Genomic DNA, 19403 nt, shown 5'->3' on the forward strand with positions numbered 1-19403 from the left:
CACGCGCCCGCCCACGGCGAGCGCCGCCAGCCGCCCGCCCCGGCTCGCGCCGGCAGGCTGGCGCACCCCGGCGACGCGCCGGGGGACGCGATCCGGCACGGCGGCGTACACGCCGAAGCCGCCCTGCTCCTCCGCCGGGGCGATGAGCAGGTACGGCGCCCAGCGCGGGCCGGCCTGCAGCATCCGCAGCAACGCGAACTCGGCCCCGCCCGGGGCGCTCGTGTGATCGAGGTGGAGGACGCGCACCACGTGGCCGGTCCGTTGCGCGAGCTCGTCGGGCGACGACCCGTGGCTCACGCCTGGCGCCGTCCTCGCCGGCGCTCGGTGCCGTCGCCGGATTCGGACGGAGCGCCGTCGAAGGGGCGGCCCGCAGCATCCTCGACCGCCTCGTCGTATGCGACGATCTCGGCGGGCGGCATGCCGAAGAGCACCGAGGCGAGGCGGGCGAGGGCGGGGACCTCTTCACTCGCCATCGCCCGGTAGGCCTCGTCGCCCTTGCCCTGCGGGTCGACGATGTCGGTCGGGGTTCCGTTCGCGAGCGCGCGGTTGGCGCCGATCTCGGCGATGCGGGCCCGCAGCTCGGCGACGGAGGCCGGCGGCGGCGACTCGGGCAGCGCGGCGGCGATCGCCCCCGCCTCGCGGATCGTGAAGGTGTTGCGGAGCGCGCCGGGCACGAACCCGAGCACCTTGTCGCGCTGCACGGCCTCGGCGACGAGCACGAGGTCGGCCGAGCGGATGACGCCCTCGGTGATCTGAGCGGCACGGTGACCGGATGCCTCCGCGCCGAGCGCCTCGGCGATGGCGCGGGTACGACGACGCATTGGGTTGCCGACGGGCGCGGCCAGCCCGGCGCTCGTCACGTTCAGCTGCGAGGCGAGGGGCTCGGGCAGGTACCACCCGGCCCACGTGCGCAGCAGCGCGGCCCCGAGAGCGGAGCGGTTGAGGTTGCCCGTGCAGACGACGAGCACGGTGAAGGAATCCTGCTGCATGCCACCCCCAAGGCTCGGCCGGTGACCCCGGCGGCCCCGGATAAGGTTACTTCACGGGAGTCGAGAGGGGGTGCGGTGCGCGTACTCAGGGTCTCGCACAGTGCCGTCGTCGACGAGTGGCGCGGTCGTGAGCGCGCGCTCACCGAGCTGGGCGTCGAGGTCGCGGTCGTGTGCGCCCGGTCGTGGCACGCGGGCGGAGCGCCGGTCGAGCTCGAGCCGCGCGAGGGCGAGCGGGTCGTCGGCGCCCGCACGTTCGGCCGCCACCCGGCCCTGTTCCTCTACGACCCGCGGCCGCTCTGGCGCGCCCTGGGCGAGCAGTGGGACGTGCTCGACGTGCACGAGGAGCCGTTCGCGCTCGCCACCGCCGAGGTGCTGCTGCTGCGCGCCCTGCGGCGGTCGCGTCCGCCCGTCGTGCTCTACACGGCACAGAACCTGCGCAAGCGCTACCCCGTTCCGTTCCGCTGGTTCGAGCGCTCGGCACTCCGCGCCGCGTCGGGCGTGTCGGCGTGCAACACCGAGGCCGCGCGCATCGTCGAGGCGAAGGGGTTCGCGGGTCGCGCCCGTGTCATCCCGCTGGGCGTCGACCTGCTGCGGTTCCGGCCGGCGGCGGCCGTGGCCGCGGGTGACGCAGGGCGAGCGGATGCCGCGGGCCGAGCGGATGCCACGGGGTCGAACGACACCGTCACCGTGGGCTTCCTCGGCCGGCTCGTCCCCGAGAAGGGCCTCCTCGTGCTGCTCGACGCGCTCGCGCGGGAGCCGCGCCTTCGCCTGCGGATCGGCGGAACCGGGCCGCTCGGTGCCGACCTCCCCTCCCTCGCGCAGTCCGCGGGCGTCGCCGACCGCGTCGAGCTCCTCGGCGCCATCGACCCCGATGACATCCCCGACTTCCTCCGCTCCCTCGACGTCCTCGCCGTGCCGTCGCTGCCGACCCCCTCGTGGACCGAGCAGTTCGGCCGTGTCGCAGTCGAGGCGATGGCGTGCGGCGTACCGGTCGTGTCGAGCGACGCGGGTGCCCTCCCCGACGTCGTGGGCGGCGCCGGGATCGTCGTTCCCGCGGGCGACGTGCCCGCGCTCGCCGACGCCCTCGTCGACGCCGCCGGCCCCCGCGCGGCCGAGCTCCGGGCGAGCGGTGCCGTGCGTGCCGAGGAGTGCAGCTGGACGGCGGTGGGCCGCGACTACCTCGACCTCTACCGCACGGTGCTGCACGAGGCATCCGCCGCCTCACTGCTGCCGACCGAAACGGGCACCGGGCCCGCCGCGGACACCGGGTCCGCCGCGGACGCCGACTCCGAGACCGCCACGACCGGCGACCCCATGCCCGCCCGCCCCGTCGAGGTCATCGTGGTCGCGTACGGCTCGCCCGAGCTGCTGCGCCGTGCCCTCGAGCCGGTGCGCGAGCTGCCCGTGACCGTCGTCGACAACTCGTCGATGCCCGAGATCGCCGCCCTGTGCGCCGAGCTGGGCGTGCGGTACCTCGACCCGGGGCGCAACGGGGGCTTCGCGGCGGGCGTCAACGCGGGCCTCGCAAACCGGCTCGTGTCCGGCGCCGACGTGCTGCTGCTCAACCCCGACGCGACGATCTCGGCGCACGACATCGGCATGCTCGAGCGGGCGCTGCGGGCCCGCGACGACCTCGCGAGCGTCGGCCCGGCGCAGGTCGACGAGCAGGGTCGCCCGGCGCGCGTCGACTGGTGGCTGCCCTCGCCGAGCGGCACCTGGCTCGAGGCGCTCGGGCTCGCCCGGCTGCGGCGCGACCCGTCGTTCGTGATCGGCTCCGTGCTGCTGCTGCGCGCCGAGGCGCTCGCGCAGCTCGGCGGCTTCGACGAGCGCTTCTTCCTCTACGCCGAGGAGGCCGACTGGGCCTATCGCGCGCACCGGCTCGGCTGGCGGCACGCGGGCGTACCGCAGGCCCGCGCCATGCACGTCGGCGCAGGCACGGGCGGCGACCCGCGGCGCCGCGAGGCGCACTTCCATGCGTCGCAGGAGCGCTACCTGCGCAAGCACTTCGGTGCCCTCGGCTGGCAGTGGGCCAGGCTCGGGCAGTGGCTCGGCGCGTCGGCACGTGCCATCCTGCTGCCCGGAGACCGCGGGCAGGCGGCACGTCGTCGCGCCGCGCTGTACCGGCTCGGCCCGGTGCGCGTCGAGGCCCGCTTCCTGCGAGAGAGAGCGACCACATGACCCGCACCGAGCAGGTCCGCATCGTGCAGATCGTCCCGTTCATCGGGCCGGGCACCGGCGTGGCCGGCGTCGCCTTCAACCTCGAGCGAGAGCTGCTCGCGCTCGGCGCCCGGGTCGAGCGGTTCACGTTCAACGACGCCCTGCGCGGCAGGAGCCGGCCCTGGCCGAAGACCCGGCTCCTGGCACGACTCCGCGGCGGTTGGCGCATGGTGTGGTTCAGCACGGTCGGCACGCGGCGCGCCCGGCAGTTCGTGGCGGCGCGGCCCGAGGCCGTCGTCATCTGCCACAACAACGTCCTGGCCGGCGACGTGTACGTCAACCACGGCCTGCTCCTCGCGTCGATGCGAGCGCGGGGCCGGTCCTGGTGGGGCCTCTACCGCAATCCCGTCCACGTCTTCGTCTACCTGCGCGATCGGGTGCGGTACCGCGGGCGCACCCACCGGGCGGTCGTGTGCCTCTCCGAAGCGGATGCCGCGGACCTGCGCGCGACGTACGGCCCCGTCCGGCCGAGGATCGTGGTCATCCCCAACGGCGTCGACCTCGAGCGGTTCCGGCCGCCGACGCCCGAGGAGCGCCGTGCGGCGCGCAGCGAGCTCGGCCTCGGCACCGAGGAGCGGGTCGCCGTCTTCGTGGGGCACGAGTTCTCGCGCAAGGGCCTCTCGTTCGCGATCCGGGGCCTGCAGCACGCACCGAGCGTGCTGCTGCTCATCATCGGCGGCAACGACGACATCATCGCGGCGGCGAACGCCGAGGCGCAGGAACACGGCGTGGGCGACCGGGTGCTGTTCACCGGGCCGCGCGAGATCCTGACGCCGTTCCTCGCGGCATCCGACTTCTTCGTGCTGCCGAGCGCCTACGAGGCGAACGCGCTCGTGGTGCTCGAGGCGCTGGCGAGCGGGCTTCCCGTGATCGCCACCCCGGTGGGCTTCGCCCCCGAGATCATCGCCGACGGCGAGAACGGGTTCCTCGTCGAGCGCGACGAGCGCCACGTCGGCGAGCGGATGGAGCAGCTCGCGAACCTCGAGGACGCCGAGTCGGCCGAGTGGAGCCGCAGGGCGCGCGCGACGGCCGAGCGGTACAGCTGGCGCAGTGTCGCCGAGCGGTACCTCGAGCTCGTCGAGGAGCTCCGCGCCGAACGCGAGCGCGAGTCCGCCGCCGCCGGCGGCTCGCGGGCCGAGTCCCGGGCCGCAGGGCGGTCGACCGGATGACGCGCATCGTGCAGATCGCGCCGACGATCGAGCCGGGCAGCGGCGTGGGCGGCGTCGCCTATGCGCTGGAACGCGAGTTCCTCGCGGCGGGCGTGCAGGTCGAGCGCTTCACCGCGGCCGACGCGGGGCGCCCGCCCGCGGGCGCGCGACGCTCGGCGCTCGGAACGCACCTCGCCCGGGCCGGCAACGTGCTCTGGTTCACCACGGTGGGCTCGCGCCGGGCGCGGCGCTTCCTGGCCGAGCGACCCGGCGCGATCTCGATCTGCCACAACGACGTCATGGCGGGCGACGTCTACGTCAACCACGGCCTGCTCCAGGCGGCGATGCGCGCCCGCGGCAACTACGCCTGGCGCATGGTGCGCAACCCCGTGCACCTCTTCACCGCCCTGCGCGACCGCATCCGCTACCGCGGCCGCACGCACCGCGCGATCGTGGCCCTCACGAGCCGGGAGGCGGCGCTGCTCGTCGAGGTCTACGGGCGCGTGCGGGCGCCGATCCACGTCATCCCGAACGGCGTCGACGTCGATCGGTTCCGCCCGGGCGAACCGTCCGAGCGGGCGGTCCTCCGCGACGAGCTCGGCATCGCGGAGGACGCGACCGTGGCGATCTTCATCGGGCACGAGTACGAGCGCAAGGGACTCTCGATCGCGATCGAGGCGCTGCCGCTCGCGCCGGGCGTCGTGCTCCTCGTCGTCGGCGGCACGCGCGACATGGTGCGCAAGGCGCGTGCCGATGTCGATCGCGCCGGCCTCGGCGAGCGGGTGGTGTTCGCGGGCGAGCAGTCCGATCCGGTTCCGTTCCTGCACGCTTCCGACGTGCTCGTGCTGCCGAGCGCGTACGAGGCGAACGCGCTCGTCGTGCTCGAGGCGCTCGCGTGCGGACTGCCGGTGGTGTCCACACCCGTGGGATTCGCGCCCGACCTCGTGGTCGACGGCGAGACCGGCTTCATCGTCGACCGCTCCGCGGCGTCGGTCGGCGCCCGGCTCGCCGAGCTGGCCGCCCAGCCGCTCGACGCCTGGCGAGAACGCTCGCGTCGAGCGGCAGAGCAGCACTCCTGGCGTGAGGTGGGCCGACGCTACCTCGAGCTCGTGCACGCCCTCGAGGCGGAGAACTCCTCGGAGGCCGCGCGGGCCGCGCGGAAGGCAGGGCGCGACGGCTCGGCGGGCGACGCGCAATGAGCGACCGCCTGCGCATCCTGCACGCCATCCGATCCGACGGATTCTCGGGCGTCGAGCAGTTCGTGCTGCGGCTCGCGCGCACGCAGGCCGCCGACGGTCACGAGGTCGCCGTCATCGGCGGCGACCCGCCGCGCATGCGCCCCGGGCTCGACGAGGTGGGGGTCGCCCACACGCCGGCCGCCCGCACGCTCGAGGTCGTTCGCGCGGTGCGCAGGTTCGCCCGTGATGCCGACGTCGTGAACACGCACATGACGGCGGCGGATGTCGCCACCGTCGCCGCGCTCGCGACCGTGCGCCGTTCGCGCCGGCCGGCCGTCGTCGCCACCTGCCACTTCGCACGGCAGCGCGGGCACGTCGGCCCCGTGCCGATCGAGCTGCTCGTGCGGAGGCGGATCGACGCCCAGATCTCGATCAGCGCCGCCGTCGCGGCGGCGATCGGCGGCCCGAGCACCGTGGTGCACACCGGCATCGAGCCGCGTGACGCGGGCGATCCGGCGGCGCGCGAGCGCACCGTGCTCATGGCCCAGCGCCTGCAGCCCGAGAAGCGCACCGACGTGGGCATGCGCGCCTTCGCGGCATCCGGTCTCGCACGTGACGGCTGGACGCTCGACGTCGCCGGCATCGGCCCGGAGCGGGAGGGCCTCGAGCGGCTCGCCGCCGACCTCGGCATCTCGAACTCCGTGCGCTTCAGCGGCTACCGCACCGATCTGCCCGAGCTGCTCGCCCGCGCCGGGATGCTGCTCGCGCCGTGCCCCGTCGAGGGCCTCGGACTCACCCTGCTCGAGGCGATGGCCACCGGCCTGCCGCCCGTCGCAGCCGACGCGGCCGGGCACGTCGAACTGCTCGCAGGGCTCGACCCGCGCTGCCGCTTCACGGCCGACGACCCGGAGGCGGGCGGCGCACGCCTGCGCGAGCTCGCGGGGGACCCGACGGGTCGTGCGGCGTTGGGCGCCGCGGCGCGCGAGCGGCAGCAGCAGCACTTCTCGCTGCGCGCGCAGGCCGACGGCACCGAGGCCGTCTACCGGGAGGCCCTGTCATGACCGACCTCGTCGTGCTGTCGCTCGAGCGCTGGGATCGCGTCTGGCGCCGCAACCAGCACCTCATCGCGGGGCTGCTCGGCGCCGACCCCGAGCTGCGCGTGCTGTTCGTCGAGCCGGCGGCGGACCCGACGCACGACCTCGCCTCCCGCCGCCGCCCGTCGTTCGGCAGCGGACTCACCGAGGTGGGCGAGCCCGCCCCGGGGCGGCTCTGGACGTTCCGGCCCACGAAGTGGCTCCCGCGGCGGCTCGACGCACGCGCCGACGAGCGGCTCGCCACCGCCGTGATCGGCGCGGCCGAGTCGCTCGGGATGCGGCATCCGCTGCTCTGGATCAACGACCCCGGCGCGGTCGGGCTCGCCGAACGCACCGGGTGGGCCACCCTCTACGACGTCACCGACGACTGGCTCGCCGCCGACCGGCCGGCCGCGGAGCGCGACCGCGCAGCGGCCAACGAAGCCCGCCTGCTCGACGTGGCCCGCGAGGTCGTCGTCTGCTCGCCCGAGCTCGCGCGCCGCAAGGGCGCGACCCGGCCGGTGGTGCTGATCCCGAACGCCGTCGACGCCGAGGCGTACCGCCGCCCCGCGCCGCGCCCCCACGACCTGCCGGCCGGACGCGTGGCGCTCTACCTCGGCACGGCCCACCCCGACCGCATCGACGTCGAGTTGTGCGAGGCCACGGCCCGTGCGCTCGGCGACGTGGGCACCCTCGTCATCGTGGGTCCCAACCTGCTCGGTGCCGAGACGACCGAGCGGCTTCGGCGGGCCGGGGCGGTGCTGCTCGGCCCCCGCGCTCGCGACGAGGTGATCGGGTACCTGCAGCACGCCGACGTGCTCGTGGTGCCGCACGTCGTCACGGCGTTCACCGACAGCCTCGACCCGATCAAGCTCTACGAGTACCAGGCGGTCGGGCGACCCGTCGTCTCGACGCCGGTGGCCGGGTTCCGGGATGTCGCGGACCCGCGGGTCACGGTCGCCGACCGGTCGGCCTTCCCCGTCGTGGTGCGCGACGCGCTGCCCGGGAGTCGCCCGTTCCCGCACGGCGCGGACGGGCCTGCGACCGACTGGAGCGAGCGGGTCGCGGCGATGGGCGAGGTGCTCTCGCGGCTCGCTCCAGGTGGCGGGGGCAGCAGCGTGCCGCCCTCGACGGATGACGCCGGCTGAGCCGCTCGTCCCCACCGTCGATCGATCAGAGCTCCTCGAGCACCGTCCGCAGGTTCCGCCACGCCCAGTCCCAGTCGTGGTCGAGCGCGTGCTGTCGCGATGCCGCAGCGCGCCGCGCCCGCTCGGCGGGGTCGTCCGCCAGCGTGGCGAGCGCGCCGGCCAGCGCCTCGGGGTCGTCGGGCGGCACGAGGATGCCGGCATCGCCGACGACGTCGGGCAAGCCGCCGACCCGGCTCGCCACCACCGGCAGCCCGGTCGCCATGCCCTCGCCCGCCGTCAGCGGACACGGGTCGGCCCACCTCGAGGGCACCACGAACACGTCGAAGCTCCGCAGCAGCTCCGGCAGGGCCGGGCGGTCGACGAACGGCTCGAACCGCACCACGCCGCCGCTCTCCCCCGCGAGTCGCCGCAGCTCCCGCTCGTACGCTGAGAGCTCGGCCTCGCGCGCGAACCCGTGGCTGCCGACGACCAGGTACTCGATGTCATCGCGAGCCAGCAGCGCCGCGGACCGGAGCAGCACGTCGGCGCCCTTCTCGGGGATGACGCGACCCACGAACGCGACCCGCAGCCGTCGGGGCTCACCGCCCGCCCGCTGCGTCGCCGTGCCGTGACCGGCGTCGCCGGGCGAGAACTGCTGGCAGTCGACCCCGTTGCCGACGATGCGCACTCGCTCGGCGATGCTCGAGGGGAGCGAGTCGCGGAGCTGCTCGGCCAGCGACGTGCTGACCGCGACGATCGCGGCGACGCCGTCGAGCGCCCGGCGCGCCTCCGTGCGGGAGTAGCTGCGCAGCACGTCGTTGTGCGCGTACAGCACGACCCGGTGGGGCGTGTCGCGGAGCATCCGAGGGAGCACGGGGGCGTTGTGGGCCAGCACGATGGACGGCGCACGCCCTCGGATCGCGTCGGCGACGGGAGCGTAGAACCGCTCGGTTGCGGTGCGTGCCCCGCCGAGTCGCCCGCGCGCGAGATCGAGGATGCGATCGTTGCGGGTGAGCCACGCCGCGCGCACGTACTCGATCGCCTCGGCGCTCGAGTATCGGGGCTGCATCGTCGACCCGTCGAGCACGACGGCGTGGCGCACGGGATCCGCGTCTCGCGACGCCGCCGTGGCCAACCCGTGCACGACCGTCGGGATGGCGGAGCCGGTGCGCGGCGAGAAATGGTCGCCGGGGGTGATGGTGTGGATGACCGTCCTCACCCGCCCACCATCCGGTTCGGCGGGCGGCGCGGGCGAACGAGAAGCGGGGTGCGCCGCCTGAGCAGCACACCCCGCTTCATCGGAGCCGTCGGACTACGCCTGGTAGAACGGCGGGTCGCACGTGGGTGCGCCCTGCGGGAACGGCGTCTTGCTCGAGCACGGCGGGAACGAGTCGATCACGATGCCGGGGATGACGATCGGCGCGTGGTCGGTGTCGTTGCAGTCGTGACCCCACGGGATCGTCAGCTGGAGCGTGACGCTCTGGTTGGCGCTGTTGTCGGAGTTCGCGTACACGATCACCTTGACGCAGTCACCCGGCGCGATAGCCGTGCAGTAGTCGGGGTTGATGCCCACGACGTTGAACGGCAGGCCCGACGACGAGATGCTGATCGACGGCTTGAGGACGATGTCCTTGTTCGTGTTGTTGCAGATGAGCAGCGGAATCGCGAACGCCTTGTTCGGGTCGAGTCCGGGAAGGCCGGCGAAGAGCTCGGCACAACCCTGGGCGCTGTTGCCGGGAAGCTTACAAGCCTCGCCGACGGAGACGTCCGGCGGGTTGCCGGACGCGGCGTAGGCGGGAGCGGGAACGGCGATGGCGATGGCGGGGACAGACCACGCCATGGCCTTCGCGACCGTGCGCCGTGAGACGCCGGCCTTCGGTTCTTCGAGGTCGCTCATGGTGGGGATCCTCCTGGATTGCTGTGGTTTGGGCGACCCGAAGCCGGAGCGCTCGGGTCTACGTCTGGTTGTGTGCCGGGTTTACAGGTACCAGCGCACACTATCGGGTTTTCACAGCCAACTCTAGGTCTTGAAACTTCCTCGTCACATTCGTGGCTACCCCGCTTTCGGGTGACAACCGTGCGACACGCGGAGGCGATTCCCCGGCGCGACGCCGGTCTCGCGGCATCCGCTCGCACTGTACCCGTTCGGTCCCCAGCCGTGCCGGCCGACGGATCGCTAGATTCGGAGGTGCGTCCGGTCCGGTCCACGGCCGGATCACGCCGCGCTCGGTCGGAGGGACCACCCGCACATGACGCCCCAGCAATCGCAGAGCCCGCGGCTCACGATCGCGACGATCGCGACCGACACCCCCATGGGCGCCCAGGCCTATCAGGAGCAGGTCGCGCGCCGAGCGGCGTCCGCGCTCGAGGCCGTCGACGATCGCGGCTGGCGCGTGCGCCGGCTCATCATGCGGTCGATGCGCTCGAAGCTCGACGGCAACCGGCGGCTGCCCCTCGGCCGGATCGCGACGGCGTCGGCGGGAGAGCGGCGCGCGCTCGGTCGCCTGCTGTACCGGGGGGACGCAGTGGCGCACCGCATGGCCCTCGAACTCCCTCCGTCGCCGCACGCCGACGTCATCACGGTGCACGACGTCGTCGCCTGGCGGTTCCCCGACGAGTCCGCACCCGTGCCCGCGGCCATCGAGGAGGCGCGGCGCGCGGCCGCCGTCATCTGCGTCTCGGAGTTCAGCGCTCGCGAGGCGGTGGAGTTCCTCGGCATCGCGGAGCCGCACGTCATCCACAACGGCGTCGACACGCGCTTCTTCGACGCACCACCGCTCGATGCCGCCGAGCGCCGCTCGCTCGGGCTACCGGGCCGGTACGTGCTGCACGCGGGTGGCGCCACGCGGCGAAAGAACCTCGAGGGGCTGGCCGAGGCGTGGCCGATCGTGCACCGCGAGCGCCCCGACCTGGAACTCGTGCTCGCCGGCCCGACCAACGCCCGACGCACCGCATTGTTCCAGGGCATGCCCGGCGTACGTCTCGTCGGCCGGCTCCCCGACGAGGTCATGCCCGGCCTCGTCGCGGGCGCCGAGATCGTCGTCGTGCCCTCCCTCTACGAGGGGTTCGGCCTGCCCGCCCTCGAGGCGATGGCCGCGAACGTGCCCGTCGTCGCCGCGGCCACGAGCTCGCTGCCGGAAGTCGTGGGCGACGCGGGCATCCTCGTCGAGCCCACCGGCGCCGGCATCGCGGCCGGCCTGCTCGACGCCACCGACGGCAGCCGACTCGACGAGATGATCGCGGCAGGCCGTGTCCGTGCCGGCGAGTTCACCTGGGAGCGGTGCGCCGAAGCGCACGCGCGCGTCTGGGCATCGGTGGGCTGAGCGCAGGGGCGTCGGCGACGTGGCGCGGAACCCGAGTCAGCGCCGTCCCGCGACCACGCCGAACGCGCCGCCCGGGAACCGCGGCAGCGCACCGAGCACGTCGGGGAGACGGGCAAGCGAGCGCTCGAGATCGTCGCTCACGCGCTCGACGGTCGGCCTCGGCGCGGCCGACGCGGTTGCGAGGAGGTCGCCCAGCGACATCCGCTCGTCGAAGGCAGTGAAGCGGCTCGAACCCGGAGTCAGCACCGACTCGTAATCGTGGAACTTGAACGCGCCACCGCTGAGGGGCGGCTCGAGGAGGGTCCAGGTCGCCGGGATCCCGTACGCGTCGGCCGTCACGAGCCCGTGCAGCGAGGTCGTGACGACCGCGTCGGCTGCGGCGATCTCGCGCACGACCCGGGAGGCCGGCTGGTGGACGTTCACCACGCGCACGCGGACCCCCTCGGCGCGAGCGAGCGCCAGGAACGGCTCGTGCTGCCGGTGGTGCCCATGGGGGACGAGGGCGACATCCCACTGCACCCTCGGCCGCCCGGCGCGCCGAGCGACGAGGATGCCGGGATCGCCGAGCGCCACGTCGGCGGGCGCGCCGATGAGGTCGCGGGTGAGGTGCCCGCGCACGGCCAGCACGTGCGCCCGCGGCAGGGGATGCGGCTGCCCGTACATGAGCCCGCTGCCCCAGATGGCGCCGTCGAAGTCGGACGGGAGGAATTCGAGGATGCTGCCGATGCCCGACAGCCGCGCCCGGCCGGCCACCCGGTGCACGGGGGCGATGCCGTACTCGGGGAGGAGCCACGGGGTGAGGTCGTCGCCGAAGTTCGGATGCCCGTCCCACCACGTCGCCGGAACCACGACGCCGCCGCGCCACATCGCCGGACGGGTGCCCGCCGCGGCGAGGCGCCGGAGCTGGCGTGCGCGCCGTCGAAGGGCGTTCGAGTAGGTCACCGCGCGCTCGCTTCCGTGCCGTGGGTCGATCGTTCACGCCCGGCTCGTGCGACTGCGGCGGCGTAGACAGCCTCGTACGCCTCGGCGACCCGCCGCCACGTGAACTCCCGCACGTGCTCGCGGCCCGCCGCGACCAGCCGCGACCGCAGGGCGTCATCGGCGACGGCCCGCGCCATCGCGGACCGGAGCGCGGCAGGGTCGAGCGGGTCGACGAGGATGCCGTCGACGCCGTCGCGCACGAACCCCGGTGCGCCCCCGCGATCGGTCATGACGAGTGGTGCGCCGCTGCGCCAGGCCTCCAGTGCGACGATCCCGAACGCCTCCAGGCGACTCGGCACCACGACGGCGACCGCGCCCGCCATGGCGTCGGCGACCGCCGCCGGATCGAGCCGCCCCGCGAGCACGATCCGATGGCCCGCGTCGCGTTCCGCCGCGAGCGCCTCGAGTCGTTCGCGCTCGGGGCCGTCGCCGACGATGACGAGCCGTACGTCGGGATCGAGGTCGGAGCCGGCGAACGCGTCGACGAGCAGGTCGAACCCCTTCACGCGGCCCAGCCGGCCGACGGCCAGGAGGTACCGGCCGCTGAATGCGGTACGTGCCGGGTCGCCGGGGATGGAGAGGTCGACGCCGTTCGGGACCACGTCGCCCCCCGCGAGGCCGAAGTTCGCTCGGAGCTCGTCGAGGACGAACTGCGACGGGGCGGTCACGTGCCGCGCGACGGCGAGTGACCGCCGCAGGCCGGTGCGCAGCAGCGCGGAACGCTCGAACACCGCGTTGTCGTCGGCGACGGTCTCGCCGTGCGAGGTCACGACGAGCGGCGTGCGGAACCGGCGATGCACGGCGAGCGCGTAGACGCCGTTCGGGCCGAAGCAGTGCACGTGGATCACGTCGGGCCGGAACGCGCGGTGCGCACCGACCCAGCTGCGCCACGCCGACGGGAACCGGCGGAGGAAGCGGCCGACGCCCCCGAGCGATCCGGAGGGAAGCGGAGTCGGCAGGTAGCGCACGCTGATGCCGTCGACCTCGCGCACCACGCTTCCCGTGCCTCGATCCACCGTCCAGACCTCGACCGCGGAGCCCGCCTCGTGCAGCTCCCGCGCGACCTGCCGCACGTGCTCCTCGACCCCGCCCACGTGGGGCGCATACGACGAACTCACGAGTGCGACGCGCGGCGTCGGGCGCGCGCGCACCGCGTCGGGGGCCGCCCCGGGCATCGTCTCGCCCACGCGTCAGCCGCGGCGGCCGCGCTGACCCGAGGGCGCCCGGGGCACGAGCTCTGCTTCCTTCGCCGGGTTCTCGACCTGACCGGCCTCGGGCGTCTCGGTCGCGGGCGTCACCTCGGTGGCGGGCGAGGTGTAGTCGCGCCGGTATTCGTAGGAGTACGTCGCGGCGTCGGCGCCGCGGATGGGCACCTTGTTCAGGACGATGCCGAGGGCACGGCCGCGGGCCTTGCGCAGCGTGTCGAGGGCCTTGTCGAGCAGGTCGTACGTGGTCTTGCCGAGCGTGACCACGACGAGTGCGCCGTCGGCCTGGTGTGCGAGCACGGCGCCGTCGGTGACGGGCAGCAGCGGGGGCGCGTCGATGATCACGGTCGCGTACTTGGTGAGGTCGGAGAGCAGCGAGTGCATGCGCTCGGAGCCCAGCACCTCGCTCGGGTTCGGCGGGACGCTGCCCGCCGCGAGCACGAGGAGGTTGCTCGACTTCGGCGTGCGCTGAAGCACCTCCGCGAGGGCGGCACGGCCCGCCAGCACGTCGCTCAGCCCGGCACCGCCCGGCAGGCCCATGATGCTCGCGACCATCGATCGCCGCAGGTCGCCGTCGACGAGCACGACGGTGGTGCCCGCGGCCGCGAGCGTGAGCGCCAGGTTGCAGGCGATCGTGGACTTGCCGTCGCCCGGGAGCGGGCTCGTCACCACGATGGTCTTGGGCGGGTGGTCCACGTCCATGAACTGGAGGTTCGTGCGCAGCGAGCGCAGCGCCTCCGAGACCGCGAACGTGCCGTTCTTGCCGGTGCTGTTCGACGCGGAGGCATCGATGAGCCGGTGCTCGGGATCGAGGCTCGGCACCAGGGGGATCGTGCCCACGACGGCGACGCCCGTCTTCTGCTCGGCGTCGTCGCCGTTGCGGATGCGGCGGTCGGAGGCGGTGCGGATCATCGCGAAGGCCACGCCGAAGCCGAAGCCGAGCACGCCGCCGACGATGAGCGCGGTCTGCACGTCGGGGAAGGCGGGGCTCGTGGGCACGGAGGCCGACTCGCGCGAGATGATCGTCACGGGGGCGTTGCCGTCGGCGCTGCCGTCGGCCTCGATGTCGTCGATGACCGTCTTCATGGAACGGAGCCACGCCTCCGACAGGTCCTTCGCCCCCTGCGCGGTGTTCGCTTCGGCGGAGACGCTGAGGATCACCGTGCCCGGGGGGTTGGTCACCTCGACGCGCTGGATCAGCTGCTCGGGGGTGGTCTCGAGTCCGAGATCGTCGATGACGCCCTGCGCGACGTCGGTCCAACCCGCGATGACGAGGTAGGACTGGACCCGCGATCGGGCGAGGCTGTCGCCGAGCGACTGGGTCCCGACATCCCCCTGGCCGGTGGACTGGACGAGCCCGCTCGCACTCGCGACGTACACCGGCGTCTGGAGCATCGTCCAGCCGTAGCCTGCGGCCGCGCCGAGCATCGTCATCAGCAGAATTGCGATCCAATGGCGCCGCAAGCCGCGGAGGTAGTCGCGCAGTTCCATGGAACCTCCGAGTCAGACCGCTGTCCGTCCGCGGCGCGGTGGATCATGAGCGAGTAGGGTCCATGGTATGACAACCGCCTTCGACGTGCGCACCCTCGGCTCGGTCGTCCGTGTCGAGCTCCATGACTCGGTCGACGAGACCGACCGTGAACGCATCCGGGATCAATGGGTCGACCTCATCGAAGACGGGGTCGAACCCGACGTCACGATCAGGGGCACGCTCGACCGCTCGTCGCTGCTGGACGACGCGAACCCGGCCGTCTCCGCCGCGTCTCCCGAGCACCTTGCGGCCACCATCGCCACGGAGGTGACCCTGGCCGGCATCGCGGGCCTCTCCGGTGCAGCGCTCATGCTCCACGCCGGCGGTGTCGCGCTCGACGACGGCCGCGTCATCGCACTGGTCGGCCCGTCCGGCCGGGGCAAGACCACGGCGACGCAGGCGCTCGCGACCACGCTGGGCTACGTCACCGACGAAACGCTCGCGGTCTACCCCGACGGCACGGTCGTGCCCTACCGCAAGCCCCTCTCGATCGGCAAGCACCCCGAGACGAAGACCCCGGTCGCGGCGTCGCAGCGCGGCCTCCGCGACCTCCCCGACGCCGAGCTGCGGCTCGACGCGATCGTCGTCCTCGATCGCCGCGAAAACGTCGAGACTCCGTACGTCGAGCTGCTCCCCCTTCGCGACGGCCTGAACGAGATCGTGCCGCAGACCAGCTTCCTCTCGGCGCTCTCCAAGCCGCTGCGCACGCTCGTGACGACCATCCTCGCCACCGGCGGGGTGCGGCGCGTCGTCTACTCCGAGGCCGACACGCTGGCGGCGCTCGTCGACGACATGCTCTCGGCTGGGTCCATCGAGTCGCCGCAGCTGGTCGACGTGGGCGTCTCGGTGGGCGACTGCGGATGCGAGGCCAAGCTGAACCCGCTCGGCGCGGGCGAGACCACCACGGAGTCCGACTCGACACCGCTCTACCAGCGGAAGGACTACCGCGACGCGCTCAGCGTCGACGATTCCCTGGTGATCCTGAGCCACAACCGGGTCACGGTGCTCGACGGCCTCGGTCCCGTGCTCTGGTTCGCCGCCGAGGACGTCACCGAGGCGGAGCTGGTCGAGGCCGCGCTCCGCGAGATGCCGGCGCCGCCCGAGCACGTCGATCCTGCTCAGGTGGTCGCCGCGACCGTGGGCGAGCTCATCGAGGGCGGACTGCTCGTACGCGTCTGATCCCGCTGACGCACGCCCGTTCGTCCAGTCGGGCGCGGCCCTCGTGGAACCCGCGCGACCGTGACGGCGGCGCTCAGCGCATCGCGCCCGACGGGAGGCGCGACGACGCCTGCGCGGACGGACCGATCCCCTCGTCCGCCGAGCGTTCCTCGCGCGCCATGGCCCCCAGGCAGATCCCGGCGATGACGAACGGGATCGACACCTGCGCGGCGACCCAGAAGAGGTCGAACTGGGCCTGCACGAGGCGGCAGAACACCACGGCGACGGCGAGCGTGCCGAAACGGGGGTCGATGTGCCAGAGCACCAGCAGGATGCCGATCCACATCACCACGAACGCCGCGAGCCCCACGACCCCGGCGCTCGCGAGCACCTCCAGCTCACCCTGCGGCGGCTGGTAGCCCAGGTTGCCCGGTTGGTACCAGTACCTGAGACCGTGGCCGAAGATGGGCGCCTCACGCCAGAAGTGGTAGACCTCGCGGAACCAGTCGAGTCGCTGGAACACCGAGTTGTGCTGGTTCTGCGACTGCACCTGCTCGACGACCATCGAGATGATGAGCCATCCGGCGGGGATGAGCAGGAGCAGGAGCAGGAGTCGGGAACGGCCGGAGTGGGTGCGTCGGATCACGGCGATGACGACGGCCGCCATGAGGCCGATGAGCGCCTGACGGGACTGGGAGACGAGCACGCCGGCGATGAGCAGCCAGAAGGCGAAGCGCGACCACGCGCGGGTCCAGCCCACCCAGTCGGGATTCAGGTAGGCCACGATCGCCGCGAACGCGAAGACCGTTCCCACGAAGTTCTTGTGCATCGAGATCGGCCACGACGGCGCAGCCGGCCCGAAGTTGCCGGACGCGTACTGCAGGGCCGCCTGGCCCAGGGTCAGCACGGCGAGCGCGCACGCGGTGAACACGATCAACGACAACGCCAGCCGGCCGTATCCGGCAGCGCCGACAGCCCAGCCGACGATGAGCGCGCCCGACACCAGCAGCCACGCGTGCACCCACTCCACCGTGTTCGCGACGTAGGGGTTCACGAGCACCGTGAAGAACGTCGCGAACTGGTAGACGAGGTTGAGCATCAGGAGGCTGCGCAGGGGCCGGCTGTAGGGGCGCTGGCCGAGCAGCAGTGCCGTGCCGAACGCGGCGGCGAGCGCGGCATCCGACACCGACAGGTCGCCACCGCCGATGCCGATCCGCTGGGGGATGAGCAGGCCGGGCATGGCGAACAGCACGATCGCGAGGGGCTTCGAGCTCGTCAGCGCCGCCGCTACGACGAACGCGGCGATCACGAGCGCCATCATCGGGCCGTTCTGCGCGCCGCGGTCGAGGAGCAGGTAGATCACGGTGACCGCGCCGAACGCCAAGAGGACCCAGCGCCACGTGCCGGCCCACCAATCGACGATCCTGGGATGCCGGATCGCCCAGCGCTCGCTCGTCGAACTCATGCCCGGTCCTTCAGTGAGATTCGCTCCAGTATCGCAGGTGCGGGCGGGCGGGCGTACCGGCACCGAACCCGACGCTACGATGACTGGCGTGCCAGAGGATCGAGGGTCGAGTGCCGGCCGCGCCACGTTCGCCCTCGTCATCCCGACCCACCAGCGTCCGGATCTGGTCGTGCAGGCAGTCGAGAGCGCGCTGCGCCAGAGTCGCCCGTTCGACCAGGTGATCGTCGTGCCCGACGGTCTCGACGACCCGTCGGTCGCCGCCCTCGCGGGGTACCCGGTCGAGGTGGTCGCGATCGAGAAGGCGGGCGTGGCTGCGGCACGGAACGCCGGCACCGCGCACGCCCGCACGGACTGGGTGTGCTTCCTCGACGACGACGATCTACTGCATCCCGAGTACCTTGCCCGCATCGAGGCCGAGACGGCGACGGGTGCGCAGGCGATGAACACCGGGTACTGGAGCTTCGCCGCCGAGGCCGGTCCCGCCGACGAGTTCTCGGCCGGCACGCTCGACGAGTGCCTCGAAGCCGTCCGCACCGCTCGACCGAGGAAGGACCTCGGCTACCTGCAGATCGAGGGCCGGAGCTTCGACCTGCTGCTCGAGCGGATGCGCGGGTCGATGAGCACCACGGCCGTGCGTCGCGATGTCCTGACCCGCGCCGGCGGATTCCCGACCGGGGTGGTCACCGGTCAGGACTGGGTCATGTACGTGAATGTCGCGCGACTCACGGAATGGCACCTGGTGCCGGATCGACTGGGTTTCTTCCGTGACCACCCCAGCACGATCACGCGCACGGGATCGCCGCTCAAGGGCCTCACCGCGCTGCGCGTCATCCGCTCGTTCTGGCGACCGAGCGAGCTCCCGACGCCCGCCCATCGCCCGCTCGACGCCTACCGGCCCTACTACCGCCACGTGCTCGGGTGGGCGCTCCGGGCATGCTGGCGTGCGCGGGACGTCCGCGCCTACCGCGAGGCGCTCGCCATCTCACGTGAGATCCTGCCTCGCCGGAGCGACCGCCTGTCTGCCATGGCGCCCCGGTGGGTCCATCGGGCATCCGCGGCGATGCGACGGCGCATGCCGAGGCGTCAGCGAGCCTGAGGACGCAGCCGGGTCCCGGCACGTGACGCCACGGTCCGCGCGAACCCCCGCACGAAGCCCCACGGCGCGATCCGGACCGAGTCGCGCAGGTCGCGGCCGGCAGCACCGAACCGTCGCGCCCGCAGATCTCCGAGGATCCGCCCCGTCGAGTTCCCGGCGGTGGATCGGCGCATGCGCCGCAGGTTGCGACGCAGCAGCACGACCTGATCGTTCCGGCCGGCCGCTGCGGCTGCCGCGATGTTCTGCTTCACCGCACGCTCCGCCGAGCGGTATCGAATCCGCCAGTCGGCGTGCGTCGCGTTGTCACCGTGGCGCCGGTAGTCGACCACGACGGCCGCCGCGCTCACGAGGGGCGCGTGCCGCAGGAGACGGAGGATGAGTTCGTCGTCCTCCGAGAACGACAGCTCCTCGTCGAACAGTCCGGCCCGATCGAGGGCGGAACGTCGCACGAGCAGGGCCGTGATGCGCGGGATCGGCGTGGTGCCCCGGAGGAAGTCCGCCTGCGTTGCGCCGGCGGTGTTCCACCTGCCGAAGACCCGACCCTCGGCGTCGATGTACTGTCCGTTCCCGAACGATCCGGCAGCGTCGGGGTGCCGCTGGAGGGTCTCGACGAGTGCGCGCAGACGATCGGACGGCCAGCGGTCGTCGTCGTCGAGGAATGTGATGAATTCGCTCGTCCCCGAGCGGATGGCCGTGTTCCTCGCCGCGGACACGCCTCGGGCGGGTTGATGGATCACCACGGCCGAGGGTATCCCCGCGACGAGCCGCTCGAGCTCCGCCGGAGCAGTCGAACCGTCATCGACGAGCACCAGTCGCCAGCTCGGGTAATCCTGGCGCATCGCCGACTCGAGCGCCTCCGGAAGGAACGGGCTCACCCGATTCGTGGGTACCACGATGTCCACCGTGCCGGCC

The 19403-nt window shown here is 73.1% G+C and carries 17 protein-coding genes; 8 read left to right on the forward strand and 9 right to left on the reverse strand.

Features of this window, described 5'->3' with window-relative positions; all coding sequences use genetic code 11:
- Positions 1–297: hypothetical protein (locus EDM22_RS08140; RefSeq protein ID WP_138708049.1), on the reverse strand; the 297-nt coding region annotated here is incomplete at its 3' end.
- Entirely contained in the window at positions 294–989 is a 696-nt protein-coding gene (locus EDM22_RS08145) for an arsenate reductase/protein-tyrosine-phosphatase family protein (RefSeq protein ID WP_122936569.1), read from the reverse strand. The genes EDM22_RS08140 and EDM22_RS08145, both read right to left, overlap by 4 nt.
- A gap of 75 nt (positions 990–1064) precedes the next feature.
- Between EDM22_RS08145 and EDM22_RS08150 the strand changes: the two genes are divergently transcribed.
- The 5 genes from EDM22_RS08150 to EDM22_RS08170 are packed head-to-tail and all read left to right on the forward strand — an operon-like array spanning position 1065 to position 7753.
- Positions 1065–3167, forward strand: coding sequence for a glycosyltransferase (locus tag EDM22_RS08150; protein ID WP_122936570.1), 2103 nt, complete (start codon positions 1065–1067; stop codon positions 3165–3167).
- Complete coding sequence (locus EDM22_RS08155) at positions 3164–4375, forward strand: glycosyltransferase family 4 protein (protein ID WP_122936571.1); 1212 nt, start codon at positions 3164–3166, stop codon at positions 4373–4375. The genes EDM22_RS08150 and EDM22_RS08155 overlap by 4 nt, the downstream gene beginning before the upstream one ends.
- A complete protein-coding gene (locus tag EDM22_RS08160; protein WP_122936572.1) occupies positions 4372–5553 on the forward strand; it encodes a glycosyltransferase family 4 protein in 1182 nt (393 codons plus the stop codon). Before EDM22_RS08155 ends, EDM22_RS08160 begins: the two co-directional genes overlap by 4 nt.
- The gene (locus EDM22_RS08165) at positions 5550–6593 is read left to right on the forward strand and encodes a glycosyltransferase family 4 protein (RefSeq protein ID WP_122936573.1); all 1044 of its coding nucleotides are present in this window, start codon (positions 5550–5552) and stop codon (positions 6591–6593) included. Before EDM22_RS08160 ends, EDM22_RS08165 begins: the two co-directional genes overlap by 4 nt.
- A complete protein-coding gene (locus tag EDM22_RS08170) occupies positions 6590–7753 on the forward strand; it encodes a glycosyltransferase (RefSeq protein ID WP_122936574.1) in 1164 nt (387 codons plus the stop codon). Before EDM22_RS08165 ends, EDM22_RS08170 begins: the two co-directional genes overlap by 4 nt.
- 25 nt (positions 7754–7778) lie before the next feature.
- Here EDM22_RS08170 and EDM22_RS08175 read toward each other — a convergent pair whose 3' ends face one another.
- Both EDM22_RS08175 and EDM22_RS08180 read right to left on the reverse strand, forming a co-directional pair.
- Positions 7779–8951 (reverse strand): glycosyltransferase family 4 protein, encoded by a 1173-nt coding sequence (locus EDM22_RS08175; protein ID WP_122936575.1) that lies wholly within the window; start codon positions 8949–8951, stop codon positions 7779–7781.
- A gap of 93 nt (positions 8952–9044) precedes the next feature.
- The gene (locus EDM22_RS08180) at positions 9045–9629 is read right to left on the reverse strand and encodes a hypothetical protein (RefSeq protein WP_122936576.1); all 585 of its coding nucleotides are present in this window, start codon (positions 9627–9629) and stop codon (positions 9045–9047) included.
- A gap of 352 nt (positions 9630–9981) precedes the next feature.
- Between EDM22_RS08180 and EDM22_RS08185 the strand changes: the two genes are divergently transcribed.
- On the forward strand, positions 9982–11055 hold the full coding sequence (locus EDM22_RS08185; RefSeq protein ID WP_122936577.1) for a glycosyltransferase family 4 protein: 1074 nt from the start codon (positions 9982–9984) through the stop codon (positions 11053–11055).
- A gap of 36 nt (positions 11056–11091) precedes the next feature.
- Here EDM22_RS08185 and EDM22_RS08190 read toward each other — a convergent pair whose 3' ends face one another.
- Genes EDM22_RS08190 through EDM22_RS08200 form a run of 3 tightly spaced genes read right to left on the reverse strand, consistent with a single transcriptional unit; the run spans position 11092 to position 14732 of the window.
- Positions 11092–11997 (reverse strand): polysaccharide pyruvyl transferase family protein, encoded by a 906-nt coding sequence (locus EDM22_RS08190; protein WP_122936578.1) that lies wholly within the window; start codon positions 11995–11997, stop codon positions 11092–11094.
- Positions 11994–13223 carry a glycosyltransferase family 4 protein gene (locus EDM22_RS08195; RefSeq protein ID WP_122936579.1) on the reverse strand — a complete coding sequence of 410 codons (1230 nt, stop codon included), beginning with the start codon at positions 13221–13223 and terminating at the stop codon, positions 11994–11996. The genes EDM22_RS08190 and EDM22_RS08195 overlap by 4 nt, the downstream gene beginning before the upstream one ends.
- A gap of 3 nt (positions 13224–13226) precedes the next feature.
- Positions 13227–14732, reverse strand: a complete 1506-nt coding sequence (locus EDM22_RS08200) for a tyrosine-protein kinase domain-containing protein (RefSeq protein ID WP_122936580.1) — start codon at positions 14730–14732, stop codon at positions 13227–13229.
- Between the two features lie 67 nt (positions 14733–14799).
- Here EDM22_RS08200 and EDM22_RS08205 point away from each other — a divergent pair, with 67 nt between their 5' ends.
- Positions 14800–15951: a hypothetical protein gene (locus EDM22_RS08205; protein WP_122936581.1), complete on the forward strand. Its 1152-nt coding sequence runs from the start codon at positions 14800–14802 to the stop codon at positions 15949–15951.
- A gap of 73 nt (positions 15952–16024) precedes the next feature.
- On the opposite strand, the gene EDM22_RS08210 is transcribed toward EDM22_RS08205, so the two are convergent.
- Positions 16025–17395: an O-antigen ligase family protein gene (locus EDM22_RS08210; protein WP_170964061.1), complete on the reverse strand. Its 1371-nt coding sequence runs from the start codon at positions 17393–17395 to the stop codon at positions 16025–16027.
- A gap of 88 nt (positions 17396–17483) precedes the next feature.
- On the opposite strand from EDM22_RS08210, the gene EDM22_RS08215 reads away from it, so the two are divergent.
- Complete coding sequence (locus tag EDM22_RS08215) at positions 17484–18491, forward strand: glycosyltransferase family 2 protein (protein ID WP_170964062.1); 1008 nt, start codon at positions 17484–17486, stop codon at positions 18489–18491.
- On the opposite strand, the gene EDM22_RS19495 is transcribed toward EDM22_RS08215, so the two are convergent.
- Positions 18479–19393, reverse strand: a complete 915-nt coding sequence (locus tag EDM22_RS19495; protein WP_170964063.1) for a glycosyltransferase family A protein — start codon at positions 19391–19393, stop codon at positions 18479–18481. The genes EDM22_RS08215 and EDM22_RS19495 overlap by 13 nt on opposite strands.
- Positions 19394–19403: the final 10 nt, after the last annotated feature.

It is taken from the genome of Agromyces tardus (assembly GCF_003710805.1).
Classification (GTDB): domain Bacteria; phylum Actinomycetota; class Actinomycetes; order Actinomycetales; family Microbacteriaceae; genus Agromyces; species Agromyces tardus.

Bases quoted from the DNA above. Each gene is read 5' to 3' on its own strand.
- EDM22_RS08165 (WP_122936573.1), top strand. From the start codon at position 5,550: ATGAGCGACCGCCTGCGCATCCTGCACGCCATCCGATCCGACGGATTC.
- EDM22_RS08180 (WP_122936576.1), bottom strand. From the start codon at position 9,629: ATGAGCGACCTCGAAGAACCGAAGGCCGGCGTCTCACGGCGCACGGTC.
- EDM22_RS08185 (WP_122936577.1), top strand. From the start codon at position 9,982: ATGACGCCCCAGCAATCGCAGAGCCCGCGGCTCACGATCGCGACGATC.
- EDM22_RS08145 (WP_122936569.1), bottom strand. From the start codon at position 989: ATGCAGCAGGATTCCTTCACCGTGCTCGTCGTCTGCACGGGCAACCTC.
- EDM22_RS08200 (WP_122936580.1), bottom strand. From the start codon at position 14,732: ATGGAACTGCGCGACTACCTCCGCGGCTTGCGGCGCCATTGGATCGCA.
- EDM22_RS08205 (WP_122936581.1), top strand. From the start codon at position 14,800: ATGACAACCGCCTTCGACGTGCGCACCCTCGGCTCGGTCGTCCGTGTC.
- EDM22_RS08155 (WP_122936571.1), top strand. From the start codon at position 3,164: ATGACCCGCACCGAGCAGGTCCGCATCGTGCAGATCGTCCCGTTCATC.
- EDM22_RS08170 (WP_122936574.1), top strand. From the start codon at position 6,590: ATGACCGACCTCGTCGTGCTGTCGCTCGAGCGCTGGGATCGCGTCTGG.
- EDM22_RS08160 (WP_122936572.1), top strand. From the start codon at position 4,372: ATGACGCGCATCGTGCAGATCGCGCCGACGATCGAGCCGGGCAGCGGC.
- EDM22_RS08210 (WP_170964061.1), bottom strand. From the start codon at position 17,395: ATGAGTTCGACGAGCGAGCGCTGGGCGATCCGGCATCCCAGGATCGTC.